This window comes from Pseudomonas sp. USTB-Z, from assembly GCF_019691255.1.
Lineage (GTDB): Bacteria > Pseudomonadota > Gammaproteobacteria > Pseudomonadales > Pseudomonadaceae > Aquipseudomonas > Aquipseudomonas alloputida.
In genome coordinates this window covers 97,768-113,459 of record NZ_JAECZP010000014.1, presented here as the reverse complement: position 1 = coordinate 113,459, position 15,692 = coordinate 97,768, and the positions used below count along the sequence as shown (strand labels likewise).

The following is a 15,692-nucleotide window of genomic DNA, read 5'->3' as shown; positions in this document are numbered from 1 at the left end:
ATTAATCGGGGGAGCGCTCATCGCACAGATCAAATGATCCGAGCGCTCTTGGACCTTAATGTCCGCGTAAAACTTCTTCTGCTCAATCAAAGCGAAGAAAAAACCTCGTCCGTTGAATTGAAAGAGCGCCTAGAGGCCCACTACAACTCTATCAATCTAACGGTCGAGGTTCGCCGCCACCCGAATTACTCCGAAAAAGGCAAGAAGAAAACCCGCATCCAAAAACTCTTGGCTAAAATCCAAGACCGACTGGATAAGCTTCGCTATGAAGATGCCCTGATCAACAACAAACAAGCGCTTCCAGAAAACTTTGAAAAGCTTGTTAAAGATCAACTCGGCACCGGGAACTACGACCTTGTCTGGTTCAACTACATGAAAATGATGCCAAGCAGCCTACCTAAAGGTCGCACCCGGGTTATCGTTGACATGCACGACATGCAGTCTGCTCGGATTAAAGCAGACGTGCTACCTACTCTGCCAAAACTGAGACGAGCAAAATTCCTAAAGGTATTTACCAATAGCGAAATAAAGTCTCTAAACAAGTGCGACCTGGCAATTTCGATATCGCCTATTGAAACAAAAGCGATTGAGGACATTTATAAACCCAAAGCCAAGGTCGTAACGCTGAAAGCAACCGACGATCCACGATTCGGTTACAGCAGAAATCGCAAGTATGATATTAGTTTCATTGGTTCCAACTCTGCACCGAATGTTGATGGACTAGTATGGTTTATCGAGCAAGTTTTACCGATCATTGCAGCGTCCTTACCAAGGACTCGATTCCTCATCCAGGGCAACGTGACTCGAGGAAAGATTGTTAAAGGTGCCATCGCAAATTCTCCGCATAGGCAAATGATCAAACAACAAGGTTTTGTAGAATCTCTGGCCTCAGTATATGCAGAATCGAAGGTTATGATTTGTCCTATCCGATATGGCACCGGCATGAAAATCAAAGTTGTCGAAGCCATGGCGTACGGAAAAGCAATTGTTGGTACGAGCATTGCTTTTGAAGGTATTGATATCTCTGAAGGCTTAGTCTGTCACGATGATGCTAACGCGTTTGCGGAGAGTGTCATCGATCTGCTCAGGAACGAAGAGTCTCGCCGATCCGCTGAAAAAGCCGCAGCTTTGACATTTGCCAATCAGCACTCGTACAAATCACTGATCGAGAGCATTCGCGACGATGTTTTAGCGGCCGAAGAGGTATCGTGACGAAACCTTATTTCGCAACGTCACACCATGGGCCGATCTTGTCTGGAACGAAAACTTAATCAGCCAATATGTGCATTATCGCCCGAGAAACAAGGCCGGCAAAATATGTTGATACATTATCATAGCGCATATAATCGAGCCCAAGGCCATTAGCCGACAAGAAAATTAAATCACTTGCGAGCACTGGCGATAGAGTTTTCGCCCTTTCACCACACGCAATCAACTAGTAAAAACACCACGAGAGAACTCAAATTGAAAATCACCCAAAACATTCAATGCTCCAATTCTAGCCCCTTCGTACTTTTCGGCGGTATCAATGTCCTTGAGTCCGAAGACCTCGCTTTGACCGCCTGTGCCGAGTATGTTCGGGTCACCGAGAAGCTGGGCATTCCTTATGTTTTCAAAGCAAGCTTTGACAAAGCAAATCGATCTTCAATTCACTCGTACCGAGGCCCAGGCATGGAAGAAGGCCTTCGAATCTTTGAAAAAGTGAAAGCTGAGTTTGGCGTTCCAGTTATTACTGACGTCCATGAAATCTACCAGGCCGCGCCAGTAGCAGAAGTTGTCGATGTTTTACAACTTCCGGCCTTTCTCGCACGCCAAACTGATCTTGTTGTAGCCTTGGCAAAGACTGGCAAACCAGTAAACATCAAAAAACCTCAGTTCCTGAGCCCATCTCAGATGCAAAATATCGTTCACAAATTTAAGGAAGCTGGTAATGATCAGCTAATTCTCTGTGATCGCGGATCCTGCATGGGCTACGACAACCTAGTTGTAGACATGCTTGGCTTTGGAGTAATGAAGCGCACATGTGAGGATCTACCTATTATCTTTGATGTGACCCATGCACTTCAAAACCGCGACCCATCCGGTGCAGCGTCCGGCGGCCGTCGTGAACAAGTTGTTGATCTGGCTCGAGCAGGCATGGCAGTGGGTCTAGCCGGGCTGTTCCTTGAGGCGCACCCAAATCCAGACCTCGCCAAGTGCGACGGCCCAAGTGCACTGCCACTGGATAAACTGGAGCCATTCTTGGAACAAATCAAATCGCTGGATGATTTGGTGAAGTCGTTCGCACCACTAACCATCGCCTGAGGCCAAGCCAATCGAAGCAAGGATTGTGAACATGGCAAACTCTGAACAACGGATCGCAATCGTGATCCCGGCTCGCTATGGATCTACTCGCCTTCCGGGTAAGCCATTAGCAGAGATCGCTGGCAAACCTATGATACAGCACGTATATGAACGTGCTTTGTTAGTGCCTAATGCACAAATCGTAGTCGTCGCCACTGATGACGAGCGTATTGCACAGGCCGTACGCAGTTTTGGTGGTAACTGTGTAATGACCTCACCTAACCATCCATCTGGCACAGATCGCTTGTCGGAAGTAATGGCCGAGATTGATGCTGATATATATATCAATCTACAAGGTGACGAACCGCTGGTTCGCCCCACGGATATTGAAAAGCTAGCAGAGGGTATGCTAGCGGACAAAAGCGTGAGTATTGGCACACTGTGCCATACAATTGACTCTGCAGAAGCCAGTAATCCGAATACGGTGAAGGTAGTTCTGGCTACCAATGGCAACGCTCTTTACTTTAGCCGTTCGCCCATTCCGTTCCCGCGGGAAAGCGAGGCAGCAACCTATCTCAAACATGTTGGGGTCTACGCCTATCGCCGGAAAGTTCTGGCTGAGTACAAAAGCCTTCCGCAACCTGTGATTGAGAGTGCTGAGAAGCTTGAGCAATTACGACTGCTTGCCGCCGGATATTGCATTCGCGCATTCCAGGTTGAAGCCACGGGGCCGGGCGTAGATACCCCGGAATGCCTAGAACAAGTCAGAGCCATTATCAGCGGTAAACCGGCCCCCGCTAAGCCTACATTAGCAGATATTAAATTGGTAATCACCGACGTCGATGGCGTACTTACTGATGGCGGTATTTATTATGACGCCAATGGTGAATGCCTTAAGCGATTCCATGTTCGTGACGGTATGGGCATGCGCTTACTGGAAGAAAATGGCGTACGGGTCGCAGTGCTTTCCGGACGTGACTCCGCCACTTTGCGCAAACGAGTTTCTGACCTTGGCATCAGCCTTTTTCAGTTTGGAGTAAAGGACAAACTCATTGCTTGCGAACAACTCATGGCAGATGCAAATGTAGAAAAAATACATACGGCCTGCATTGGTGATGACAGCATTGATCTTCCGGCTTTTGCAGCGTGTGGTATTTCTTTTGCTGTAGCCGATGCCCCTAGCTATGTTAGCAATGCAGCCACTTTCACACTAAATTCAGCTGGTGGCACTGGCGCATTTCGAGAGGTCGCCGATGCCATTCTCTATGCTCAAGGGAAGGAAGATGTCCTGAGCACATCCACCGGATATTCCCGAGTTATGGCTAAAATGGCGCAATAGGTTTACGAAAGCGTCGATGCTTCCAATATAGCCATTTCGACACATAATGGCGACTCTAGCCCAGCCATTATGTGTCGACACTTTCTACTGATCCCTCTGAGTATACAAAATCATCCCCAACCAAAATTAACTCTTTATAAAATATCAACTACAACCCAATAAAAACAATCTAGCTCGCATCAATGCAACTCATCAACAGAATGTCACGCGACGCCTCCAAAAAACTTAATCCGCACCCAAAGTACTTTTTCATACGCAGATAAATAGAGTTTGGAGATATCATTTTTTCCTAAGGACTCAGTACGCTGGCTTCGCTGGAAAGTTCTGAATATTTATTGAAACGCTCCGACTTTAGGCGTTTGAGCGAAGGATACGGGCAATGACTTTCTTGACGTAGAACCGCTCCTACGCCCCCGCTCTAATCAAGAAGCTTTTGCTGGAAACATCACCTCATCAGGCGAGAAAAGACGAAATACTGGAAGTCTATGAAGTTCATATCTTCTACCTGAAATATCAAATCAACCTGCTGCAAGTCCGCTTGCTCGGGCTTATATCCGAGCAAATATTCGACCCCAACACTCCGCACTGATGCTATTCAACGAACCGGAAAGCGACCTAATTTTGCCAATCGACAATAAGCCTGCGAAACAAGCGATAAAGCCGCTCGTCAACCGACGCAAGGCTTGGCTGTTCAGCGAAACCTCCGAGGTCGCTAACCCCGGCGCGCAGGCATACTGCCTGGTAAAGACCGACGGGTTCAATGGACAAAAGTCCTATACCGAACTGCGTAGCCTACTGGAGTGACTGTCACATGCGTAGTTGATAATAGACTACGAAATATTGCTGCTGTGGAATTACTCGCCGGAGATACCACGGCAAACTGAGCCTCCATCTTGTGATAGTTGGAAATAATGGGGGACCGATCGAAGCATAAGGCCAATGCCCAATACCATGACGCAGCGAACCCAATGCTCAACCCCGCCTCAAATTTAACTAGTTCTAATTATTCTGGTCACTATCAATTTCAAGGCCGAAACCCGACTGACCGCTGAGCTTCAAGCTCACATTGAGCCCCTCCCACGCAGCGGAATTCATACTTTGTCAACGTGGACCTCAACCCTCTACCGAGCGCGATCTCAGTCCCGAGCTCCTCTGTAGATCAAGGCAAATCGCGGCATTAGTGCCAACGCTGGCAAGACCGGGCAGCTTGTGCTTCTGGCATCCACTGCAATGGTTGACACTGAGAAACCTTGCTTAGGATACTGAGCCAAGCTAGAGTCTGGAGCCAAGCGGCAAAGATTTTTGGATTAAGAGCTTAAGGTAGTCATAACCAACAATGAATAACAATATTAATTGCACCCTCCTTGGAGGAAGCAACTCGGTTCTAAGGTTTGGATTAGGCTCTGGACTGGAGAGCATTTGCAAAGTAAAGAGACTTGCACTTGGCGCCACCACATGCATTCAAAATCTTTACGAGACCGTGAGAAATAGGGATGCGATTAAAAACTCTGATTTTGTCGTGACTGAGTCTAACGTCAATGACTCTCACTTTGCTTGTATGCAGCCCTTATCTATAAGCACCCTTGAAAGTGAGATTAACGAGTACTATCGCACGCTCAGCGAACTCAACAGAAACGTTTACGTTATTATACTTCCCGCCAATTTTAGAGCACGTCACATTGAGTCTCAGTCAGTAATGGAGGCAATCAACAATATCCATTACTCAAACTGTCTTGTCTACGGTTACAAGGTTATCGATTTATCGTGGATTGCGCGTGATTTACCAGAGGCCGACATCTACAACCTCATCCCTCACCCAAGGCATTTAAACGAAGGTTATCTTCACATCCTCGGCCAAAATATTGCAAGGCATGCATCGGCGCACCCGTGCTCCTTGACACCAATTAATAATCCGGGCCCAAATTACTCGGTTATCTCGGCACCTGCACTAGACAAAGAATTCTGCATAGAAAAAAAGAACTCAGCTTTCAACGAGCAGATACTACCACTCAACAAATCATATAACCTACCGGAGTGGTCGATCGGAAAGGAGATAGTCGCACTTTCTGCCTGGTGCGACAGCTACTCCCAATTTAGAATCACTACTGATAGCGTCATCACTACGAAGTGCTTCTCCAAACTATATTCAGTTTGGGAGTTCGCCGCTCCAATCAAAATATCCGCGACGACAAAAATAGAAACCGCCTTTGATAATCGTCCTCCCACCGACCTATCGCGCATGAGCAAATATAACGCAGCAGCCAATTGCGTACCATTTGGATTTTCTGGTCTATTAGTTAGAGATGGAACACCAATCCAGCTACCTGCCGCAGAGTACGAAAAAACTCAAATTGATATCTCATCTGAAGTCGCTCCCGATATAAGACCCTACATCAAGGCCTGCCATTCACTAATCGAAAACCGATATCTCTATACGCAAACTCATATCGATGAACTAAAAAACGAGATTGAGACGCTTAAGCTAAAATTAGCGGCAACACAAAGCCCTAACTAAGGCCCTTTGTGCTCACCCTAACAGCCAATTGACACTGATTATAAATAGTGGCAGAGAGTTACGAATTGATCGACACAAGGGCCCTGTAACGTCATGCCAGGGCTCGCATACCCATTCACCCCAGCAAAAACAATCAGACAGGAGGAAAAATTTAGTTCAAACATCGCACCGAGCCGAACTGCGCTTACTAATTCATCAATAGCCCCAGGAAACCGCCTTAATGACAGAAATACTTGTTAGCGGGAACTATGAAGATGACATGGGTAATCGAATATTTTCCCCGCCAGGATTGCATAAGGTTTACGTTGAATTTAAAGGAAAGAACAATACCCTATTCATTGAGAACTCGAGCGGTATAAAGAATACGCTCATATCATTCCCATCAGACTCAGGCTCTTGCACAATTGGAGCCAATGGGAACTATTGCGGAAAAATACGTATTGGCTGGAACTGCACAGTTATAATTGGCTCCGAGGTAACGTGCACGACTGCGTGTGCTATATACACCGCAGAAGCCACCTGCGCCCTCATCGGGGACGACTGCATGATAGCCGCACATGTAATTATCAGAACCGAAGATTCACATGCAATATATGATGTCGAGAGCGGTAGCAGGCTGAACCCCTCAAGAGATGTTATTATAGGACGACATGTTTGGCTAGCCGAGGATTCGGTAATACTATCCGGATCCAGAATTGGATCCGGTTCAGTTATCGGCATGAGGTCAGTAGTAAAGGCAACGATCCCCAACAACTGTACAGCCGTTGGAATACCATGCAAGGTAATCAAGCAGCACACGGCATGGGAAAGGCCAAACATTGCATTTGGCGAACCTTGGATTAGAGATAACGCTAAGAAGCAAAATCTTAACGAAACAACAAGTGTATGGCAGAAAACTAACTACAGCACCAAACATATAAGCATTGGTAAGTACTCATACGCGACCCTCAAAAGCATTCAAACCAACAACCCAAGTTTAATTATTACCGACATCGCCGAGTGATCCCAGGCGCCCTAGTTCCCCAATTAACTTGATGAATACGGGCGCCTGACTATTGACTAGTCGAAAATCTCTACCACTCCGACCACTGCACCACTTTCATCCACCACTGCCAGCGCTCGAATTTTATTATCCAGCATGTACGCTTCAGCCTCTGAAAGCTGTGCATCTTCTTTAATGGTATGTGGGTCCGCTGTCATGAACTGCTCAACATTGGCTTGAATGATTTTTTCATCCTCAACCAGAGCACGACGCAAGTCACCATCTGTCACTATCCCAACCAACTTATCTTCATCCATGACCACCGTCATCCCCAAACGGCTTCGTGTCATCACAAGCAAACAGTCATGAAAACTTGTGCTCGGCGAAACGACAGGCGCGGGAGAATGCATGACATCACGCACTCGAGTCAGCAATTTGCGGCCAAGGCTGCCACCGGGATGATAGCGAGCAAAATCCATTGGCTTGAACTGGATAGCTTCGATCAACGCTACCGCCAATGCATCCCCCATGGCCATGGTTGCCAGAGTAGAGGTGGTCGGTGCCAGATTGTTTGGGCAGACCTCACGCTCAACAGAGATGTCGAGCCAGATGTCAGCATGCTTGGCCAAGGTAGACTTCCCATTCCCGGTCATGGCAATGATCTTGTTACCGAACGATCTGAGGCTTGGAATCAGCTTGATCAGCTCTTCGGTTTCGCCGCTGTAGCTGATGAGGATCAGCACATCAATCGGCTTGAGCATGCCCAGGTCGCCGTGGAAGGCTTCGGCTGGGTGGAGGAAGAAACTCGGGGTACCCGTGGACGCGAAAGTGGCAACCATTTTCTGGCCGATGAGCCCTGACTTCCCCATACCACAGACCACGGTGCGGCCTTTGCACCCGAGGATCAATTCAACGGCACTCTGGAACTCGCCGTCCAGGCGATCAGCCAGCTGAGTAACGGCTTGAGCTTGGGCGATAAGGGCTTCTTTGGCGATGCTGAGGTGATTCATTTTCGTCCCTGACGACAGCTGAATATGTGCGAAGGCGCGAATGTTAAGGTTTTTGTAACGCGAAGCAAAGCGCGAAGACCTAACTCTCTGGGCAATCAGACTGGCGGGCGCGTCTCCTAGATACCGGTTACACACGCTGTTTTGCCCTCAGAGCGGCAAATTGATATCAGACCAAAACCCCTCCTCCCCCTACTCGCTCCTAGCAATTCCTTACGCTCAGCGCCCACGACATTGCAACCGTAGGAATTACCCTATGCATTAGGTAGACACGCCTGAGATTACGCCTAGCCCTCGATTTCTGGCCTCATTTTGTCGCTGAGGACCTAGTGATCGGATGTGAAATCCCACATTTTTTCGATGCGATTGGCGCAATGACAGTTGAATAAGGAAGGCCCCGATACCTATCGGCTTCACTCGTAACCTAGCTTTTCACTCCTCGTACAACTGCCGCATTCCCGTGTCGAATTAGATAGGTCCACAGGGTGCTCGACCCAACCTCCCTTCCAAATCAATATCTTGTTGTAACTTTTCGTTGTGCGCGGGGCTCTCATGCAGCAGCATACCCCCCTCCACAGCTTCAATCTGAACCTATGGCAATGCCAACATGGATGTTATGAATCCTCCCACACTCAAGCACAGAGCCAGCAAAACACTTTACCGCTGGCGAAGTGCCTCACTCGAAAGCCATCTTCGTGCTCTTGCCCCTCAATGGCGCGGAAGGGCGCTGGAGATCACGACCGAGACCTTGGGTGCGAATGCGTCATTCGTGAATTATGTGCGGCACCATCGCTTGCTGGACCCTTGCACCGGACAGCACGTCGAGATTGTGGAGAAGTCGATTCGCAAGGTGGCGCTGATCAGTAGCCAAGAGGCACGCTTCCATCGTGCCGAGGGGATGTTGGCGGAAAGCACGAATTTTCAGTATCCCGAATGCCTAGGCGTAATCGAGACTCCTTGGGAAAGCTTGATCTTTACCGAGTTCGTGCGCGGCAAGCCTCCCCATATGCATGTGATCGCTAGGCAACTGGCGCAAGGCATTGCCGAGCTTGAACACTTAAGCCACGTCTATTTAGTGTCGCAGCCTCTCGCCAAGGCCGCCCTGTATTGGAGCATGGACTTCTTCAGGCCTTGGTTCCTGCTGCGCCCACGCTTCAATTTTGCACGCTGCCTTCCTGCGCTGGCGCAACTCGGCCTTGCAGACGAACGCTTTGCCGGGCTGGCTGAGCGCTTCAAGGCCTTTTTACCAGTGACCAGTGGCATGGCAGCCAAGGCTCGACGCAGCCCACGCTGCATCAGCCATATGGATTACCTGCGCAAAAACCTGTTCGTCGACAATGGCCAATTGCACCTGATCGACTGGAGCGAGGTAAAGGTTGGGCGCATAGGCTTTGACGGCGGCGCCTACCTGGGCAGCCTGTTCCGGCGCAAGGACATGAAGGTATTCCTGGCAGCACAGGCCGAGTTCATCGAAGCGTACCGAGCAGCCCTGCCGGAGCGCTTCGATGTGGAACAGGCGCTAGGGAACTTGCGCTACGTGTTTCTCCTCACGGCGCTGTTCCATTGCTTGCGCCCAGAAACGGTCGCTGAGTACAAGGAGCGCGACCGGATGGGGTTATTGCTGGAGAAATACCACTATTTGCTGGGGATGCTGGAGCAGGGGTAGATGAGCTTTTGTACCCATGGGGGAAAAAGCTTCGCGGGTAAACCCGCTCCTACAGGCGTACGTTACGTTCCCCCTGCGGGGTGGTACGCCGCGGTTGCGGGGAGTTTGCCGGGATCAGATGTCATTTTGATGCCATAGGTCATCATCTGCACATATCGTCTAATTTCTTTTCGCGTTTTTTGCTCAGCGGCACGCCTACAAATGTGAATTTGTATTAAGATTCGCCCTCGTTTGTTTCCACCGGACCCGCAGGGCTATAAGCCCATGCCGCCCCTTTGCTGAATGGATGCCGCTCCACGTATATGGACGACGCTTCGCCCCGCCCTCGCCTGCTGATCCTGTCAAAAGGAGCCCAGCGCATCAGTACGTTGCCTGCCTTGCTGCCCGAATTCGCGCTGCAAAGCGGTGCTGTGCGCGATATCGAGCTCGCTGATTGGGTAATGGCCTGGGGCCGCAAGCCAAGCGCCATCAAGGCAATGGCCGAGGCGCACAGGGCTGGCAAGCCCGTTCTCACGCTGGAAGACGGCTTCATCCGTTCCGTGGGCCTGGGCGCCGACGAGCCGCCCCTGTCGCTGATCGTCGATGACGTGGGCGTCTACTACGACGCTTCCCAGCCGTCCCGCCTCGAACAGTTGATCGCCACGCCCCTCGACGCCGAGCAAACCCAACGCGCCCTGGCACTACGTAGCCTGTGGCAGCAGCAACGGGTGTCGAAGTACAACGACGCACGCATCGAACTGCCAGCGCTGCCGGCCGACTGCGTGCTGGTGGCCGACCAGACCTGTGGCGATGCCTCGTTGCAAGGTGCAGGGGCCAGCGACTTCCGGGCCATGCTGGAGGCGGCATTGGCCCGCTATCCGCATAGCACCATCGTGCTCAAGGTGCACCCCGACGTGGTGGCCGGGCGCAAGGCCGGGCACTTCGACCTGGCAGCGCTGGCCGGCAACCCGCGGGTGCAGGTACTGGCCCACAATGTTCACCCGGCCGATTTGCTGCCACGCATGCGTGCAGTGTTCGTGATGACGTCGCAACTGGGCTTCGATGCCCTGCTTTGGGACGTACCGGTGCACACCTGGGGCATGCCGTTCTATGCCGGCTGGGGGCTGACCGACGACCGCTTGCCGGCACCTTCACGCCGCAAGCCTGTGCCGTTGGCGCAACTGATTCATGCCAGCCTGGTGGCCTACCCACGCTATGTCTGCCCAGAACGTGGTCAGCCGTGTACGCCAGAGGTGCTGATCAACTGGCTGGGCCTGCAACGGCGGCACCGCAGCGTGTTGCCAAACACCGTACAGATGCTGGGATTCAGCCGCTGGAAAGAACCGCTGGCAAACCTGTTTTTCAATGGCGCGGCCATTCGCTTCGTCAAGCCCGAGCAACCGCTGGCGCAAGACTTGCCCGTGGTGTCCTGGGGCTGCAAGCACGACACCCACCTTAGCGCCCACCCACTGCCCGTCAACCGGGTGGAAGACGGCTTCCTGCGCTCGGTCGGCCTGGGCGCCGGCAAGGCGCGACCGTTGTCATGGGTGGTCGATGACCTGGGTATTTACTACGACGCCACCCGGCCTTCGCGCCTGGAGCGCATCCTGGCTGAAGAGCCCTTCGACCCGCAGTTGTTGGCCCGCGCGCATGCTTTGCGCCTGGCCATCTGCGCGGCGGGGCTGACCAAGTACAACTTGCCCGGCGCCAGCTGGCAGCGCCCCTCGCATGCGCAACGGGTGATCCTGGTGCCTGGCCAAGTGGAGGGCGATGCGTCCATCCGCTTTGGCGGCAACCGTATCCGCAGCAACCTGCAACTGCTGCGCGCCGTGCGTGAGCAAAACCCTGATGCGTGGGTGTTGTACAAACCCCACCCAGAGGTATTGGCCGGCACGCGCGCCCGCGGTGACGACGAAGCGCAAACCGTGCACTGGTGCGATGAAGTGATCGGCGATACGCCACTGCAGCAATTGCTGGAAGTGGTCGACGAATTGCATGTGCTGACCTCGCAGTCGGGCTTCGAGGCCCTGCTACGCGGTGTGCCGGTGACGACCTATGGCCAGCCGTTCTACGCCGGCTGGGGGCTGACCCGCGACATGGACCTTCAAGCACCGGTGCAGGCACGGCGCAGCCGACAACTGACGCTGGACCAGTTGGTAGCGGGCACGCTGCTGCTCTACCCCACTTACGTAAGCCTGGTGACCAACCGCTTCACCACCGCCGAACGAACCTTATACGAACTACAAAATTGGCACGCCTTACCGCAGCCTGGAGCTCCCTCCCGATGGCAGGACTTGAAACGACGCTTGAGCAGTTTGTTGGGCATGAAGCGCCCGACCAACTGAATGCAAGGGCGACGCGTGGTCCGCTGCTGCGTATCCCGTCACACAATTTTCTGCTGCTTCAGGGTGTCAGTTCGCCCTTCTTCAGCCGCCTTGCCAAGGGGCTGCGGGATATCGGCCAGCGGGTGCACAGTGTGCGCTTCAACGTCGGTGACGCCCTGTACGGCCCCGGCGGCGCGCAGCTGACCTGCCCGCACGCCCCGGAAGACATGGAGGCCTGGTATTCACAGGTGTTCCGCCAACTGGGTATCACCGACCTGGTGCTGTTCGGCGACTGCCGCCCGGTACACCGCCCAGCCGTGACCCTGGCGCGGCTGTCGGGTATTCGCGTGCACGTGTTCGAGGAAGGCTACTTTCGGCCCTATTGGGTGACGCTGGAGCGCGACGGGGTCAACAACAACTCGCGTTTGCCACGTGACCCGCAGTGGTACCGCGATGTGGGCAAGTACATTCCGCGCTATCAGAATGGCAACCCGTTCAAGCTGTCGTTCGCCGCACGTGCCACGCACGATGTGCTGTACCATGCCGGCGGCGCGCTGAACCGGCTGTGCTTCCCGCGCTACCGCACCCATGCCCCGTTCAACGCCGCCATGGAGTACGCCGGGTTCATCCGCCAGGGCATGCGCCTGCTGCGCGCCCGTGTGCATGACGACGCGCTGGTGGCCGAAGTGGCCCGCGAGCGGCACCCCACGTTTTTGCTGCCCTTGCAGCTGGACAGCGATGCGCAAATCCGCGACCACTCGCCGTTCCAGAACATGACCCAGGTGATCGAGCATGTGATCGACTCGTTCTCGCTCAACGCGCCCTTCGATGCGCGCCTGCTGGTGAAAAACCACCCGTTGACGCCTGGGCTGGTCAACTACCGCAAGGTCACCGAGCAGTTGGCGCGCAAGTACGACGTGGCCGAGCGTGTCGACTTCATGGAAAGCGGGCACATGCCTACGCTGCTCTCGCACATCACCGGCATGATCACCGTCAACAGTACCGCGGGGGCTTCTGCATTGCTGCACCACCGCCCTACCTGCACGCTGGCCGAGCCGATCTACGCGATGCCGGGGCTAACCCATCAGGGCGGCCTGGATGATTTCTGGCAGCAGCCCGAAGCGCCCGACAACACGCTGTTTCAACGCTTCCGCAACACGGTCATCCACACCACCCAGGTCAACGGCGGCTTCTACACCGCCTGCGGCATGGACATGGCCGTGGCCAACTGCCTGGAAGTGCTGATGGCGAAAACCTCAAGAATCGAAAAATACCTATGAGTTCGCATGCCTCACCCCGCTGCATCCTCATCACCGGCGCCACAGGCGGTATCGGTGGCGCGCTGGCGCCTGCCTACGCCGCCCCGGGGGTGACGCTGATCCTGCAAGGCCGGCGCCAGGACCGCCTGGCCGAAATGGCCGAACAATGCCGCGCCCTGGGTGCCCAGGTGCTGCTGGAAGCCCTCGACGTGCGCGACCTGGACGCCCTGCGGGCCATGGTGCGCCGGGTTAGCGAGCAGCATCAGCCCGACCTGGTGCTGGTCGGCGCAGGGCTTAACACCGCCGTGGGCGCCAATGGCGAAGCGGAAGACTGGGACGACAGCCGCGCCCTGATGGAAGTGAACGTGATGGCCGCCCTGGCCACCGTCGAGGCCGCCCTGCCCGCCATGCGCAGCCGTGGCGACGGGCAGATCGCCCTGTTCAGCTCGCTGGCGGGCTGGCGTGGCTTGCCGGTCACACCGACCTACAGCGCCAGCAAGGCCGCTATCCGGGTGTATGGCGAGGCCATCCGCGACTGGCTGGCGCCGGAAGGGGTAAAAGTGAATGTGATTGTGCCGGGGTATGTGGAGTCGAAGATGTGCTTCGAAATGCCCGGGCCTAAACCTTTTCTGTGGACCGCCGACAAAGCGGCCAGGCGTATCAAGCGCGGGCTGGCGGCGAACCAGGCGCGTATCAGCTTTCCGTTCCCGCTCAACCTGGGCACCTGGCTGCTGGGGCTTATCCCGCAGTGGCTTTCTTCGATGATCCTGCGTGGGTTGAAGTACAGTGATTGATGTTTCCATGTTGCCGGTCGCTTTGATCGGCCTGGGCTTGACCGTCGCGGTCGAGCGCCTGCTGGTTCCCCGCCCTGCCCTGCGTCGCCCGGCCGATTGCTGGCTGCTGCACGCGGGGCTGTGGTGTGTGGCCTTCGGGCTATTGTATGCACTGACGGCGCGGCCGTTGTTCAGTGGCGTGAATGTGTTGCTGCTGTGGCTGCTGATCGTGCTGGTCAGCAACGCCAAGTATCACTCGCTGCGCGAGCCGTTTGTGTGTGCAGATTTCGAGTATTTCAGCGATGCAGTGAAGTTCCCGCGGTTGTACTTGCCGTTCTTTGGCTTTGGCAAGGCCGCGCTGCTGGCGGTGGGCTTTCTGGTTTACCTGTGGGCGGGGTTGAGCTTCGAGGTGGCGGGCGCGCGGCTTGAGGCGTTGCTGCCGTTGGCGCTGGGCCTGGGCTTGCTGCGCCTGGGGCATCGGCCTGTGAAGCCGAGCTTTGATGCCGAGCAGGATGTACGTGGCTGGGGCTTGGCGGCCAGCTTGTGGCGGTACTTCTGGGCGGCGCGGGCGCCGGTTGACCGGGACGGGCTGGGCTCGCCGTTTGCTGTTGGGGCTGTGCCGGCCTCTTCGCAGCCGACAGCGGCCCAGGCCGGGGCGCTGCCGGACTTGGTCTCGGTGCAGAGCGAGTCGTTCTTCGATGTGCGTGGGCTGTGGCCTGGCGTGCGCCCGCAAGTGCTCGACCAGTACGACCTGTTGGCCAGCCAGGCGCTGGCCCGGGGCAAACTGCAAGTGGCAGCCTGGGGCGCTAATACGGTGCGTACCGAGTTCGCCTACCTTACCGGCATCCCTGCCGACCGGTTGGGCGTGCACCGCTTCAACCCGTACCGGGTGCTGGCCCGCCAAGGCCTGCCCAGTATCGCCTCCAGGCTCAAGGCGCAGGGGTACCGGACCATTTGCATCCACCCGTACGACGGTGGTTTCTATGGCCGCAACAAGGTGTTGCCGGCATTGGGCTTTGATGAATTCATCGATGTGAAGGCGTTCAACGCTTCGCAAAAGGCCGGGCCGTTCATTGGTGATTGCGCCGTGGCAGACAAAATCCGCGCGCTGCTGCAGGCACCAGGCCGCACACAGCCGCTGTTCATCCATGCGGTCACCATGGAAAACCATGGCCCGTTGCACCTGGAAAGCGTAGCCGCGCACGAGCTGCCGGCCTGGTTCGACCGCCCGCTGCAACCGGGCATGCAAGACCTGGCGCCCTACCTGCGGCACATCGGCAACGCCGACCGCATGCTGGGCATGCTGCGCGACACCTTGCTGGCCCAGCCGAACGAGGCGCTGCTGTGCTTCTTTGGCGACCATGTGCCGATCTTGCCCGAGGTGTACCAGGCTGTTGGTGCGCCCGCAGGTGATACCGACTACCTGGTGTGGTCCAACCGCCGCCAGCCTGGCTGCAGGGCCAGGCCAATGCCGGTGCAGCAGCTTTCCAGCACATTGCTGGCCCATGCCCTGGCGCCGGCAACCTGCCAGGACACGCCTGTGGCCAGTGCCGGGGTAGCCTGAC

General features: G+C 54.7%; 11 protein-coding genes. 10 read left to right on the top strand and 1 reads right to left on the bottom strand.

Annotated elements, in window-relative coordinates:
- Positions 1-48: 48 nt before the first annotated feature.
- The 5 genes from I8746_RS17315 (at position 49) to I8746_RS17295 (ending at position 7,140) form a co-directional block, all read left to right on the top strand.
- The gene (locus I8746_RS17315) at positions 49-1,212 is read left to right on the top strand and encodes a glycosyltransferase (RefSeq protein ID WP_221100872.1); all 1,164 of its coding nucleotides are present in this window, start codon (positions 49-51) and stop codon (positions 1,210-1,212) included.
- Between the two features lie 252 nt (positions 1,213-1,464).
- Entirely contained in the window at positions 1,465-2,304 is an 840-nt protein-coding gene (gene kdsA / locus I8746_RS17310; RefSeq protein ID WP_134697988.1) for a 3-deoxy-8-phosphooctulonate synthase, read from the top strand.
- A gap of 31 nt (positions 2,305-2,335) precedes the next feature.
- Positions 2,336-3,622 carry a 3-deoxy-manno-octulosonate cytidylyltransferase gene (gene kdsB / locus I8746_RS17305; RefSeq protein ID WP_221100871.1) on the top strand — a complete coding sequence of 429 codons (1,287 nt, stop codon included), beginning with the start codon at positions 2,336-2,338 and terminating at the stop codon, positions 3,620-3,622.
- Between the two features lie 1,336 nt (positions 3,623-4,958).
- The gene (locus tag I8746_RS17300; RefSeq protein ID WP_134697985.1) at positions 4,959-6,137 is read left to right on the top strand and encodes a hypothetical protein; all 1,179 of its coding nucleotides are present in this window, start codon (positions 4,959-4,961) and stop codon (positions 6,135-6,137) included.
- A 220-nt stretch (positions 6,138-6,357) separates the two neighbouring features.
- Positions 6,358-7,140 carry an acyltransferase gene (locus tag I8746_RS17295; protein ID WP_221100870.1) on the top strand — a complete coding sequence of 261 codons (783 nt, stop codon included), beginning with the start codon at positions 6,358-6,360 and terminating at the stop codon, positions 7,138-7,140.
- 56 nt (positions 7,141-7,196) lie between these two features.
- On the opposite strand, the gene I8746_RS17290 is transcribed toward I8746_RS17295, so the two are convergent.
- Positions 7,197-8,129 (bottom strand): SIS domain-containing protein, encoded by a 933-nt coding sequence (locus I8746_RS17290; RefSeq protein ID WP_134697983.1) that lies wholly within the window; start codon positions 8,127-8,129, stop codon positions 7,197-7,199.
- A gap of 604 nt (positions 8,130-8,733) precedes the next feature.
- Here I8746_RS17290 and I8746_RS17285 point away from each other — a divergent pair.
- The 5 genes from I8746_RS17285 to I8746_RS17265 all read left to right on the top strand — a co-directional run bounded on the left by I8746_RS17285 (position 8,734) and on the right by I8746_RS17265 (position 15,691).
- The gene (locus tag I8746_RS17285) at positions 8,734-9,792 is read left to right on the top strand and encodes a phosphotransferase family protein (protein WP_221100869.1); all 1,059 of its coding nucleotides are present in this window, start codon (positions 8,734-8,736) and stop codon (positions 9,790-9,792) included.
- 302 nt (positions 9,793-10,094) lie between these two features.
- Positions 10,095-12,116 carry a capsular polysaccharide biosynthesis protein gene (locus I8746_RS17280; RefSeq protein ID WP_221100868.1) on the top strand — a complete coding sequence of 674 codons (2,022 nt, stop codon included), beginning with the start codon at positions 10,095-10,097 and terminating at the stop codon, positions 12,114-12,116.
- Positions 12,056-13,375, top strand: coding sequence for a capsule biosynthesis protein (locus tag I8746_RS17275; protein ID WP_121162015.1), 1,320 nt, complete (start codon positions 12,056-12,058; stop codon positions 13,373-13,375). Before I8746_RS17280 ends, I8746_RS17275 begins: the two co-directional genes overlap by 61 nt.
- A complete protein-coding gene (locus I8746_RS17270) occupies positions 13,372-14,148 on the top strand; it encodes an SDR family oxidoreductase (RefSeq protein ID WP_003252728.1) in 777 nt (258 codons plus the stop codon). The genes I8746_RS17275 and I8746_RS17270 overlap by 4 nt, the downstream gene beginning before the upstream one ends.
- Before the next feature lie 7 nt (positions 14,149-14,155).
- Positions 14,156-15,691, top strand: a complete 1,536-nt coding sequence (locus I8746_RS17265; protein ID WP_221100867.1) for an LTA synthase family protein — start codon at positions 14,156-14,158, stop codon at positions 15,689-15,691.
- Position 15,692 lies beyond the last annotated feature (1 nt).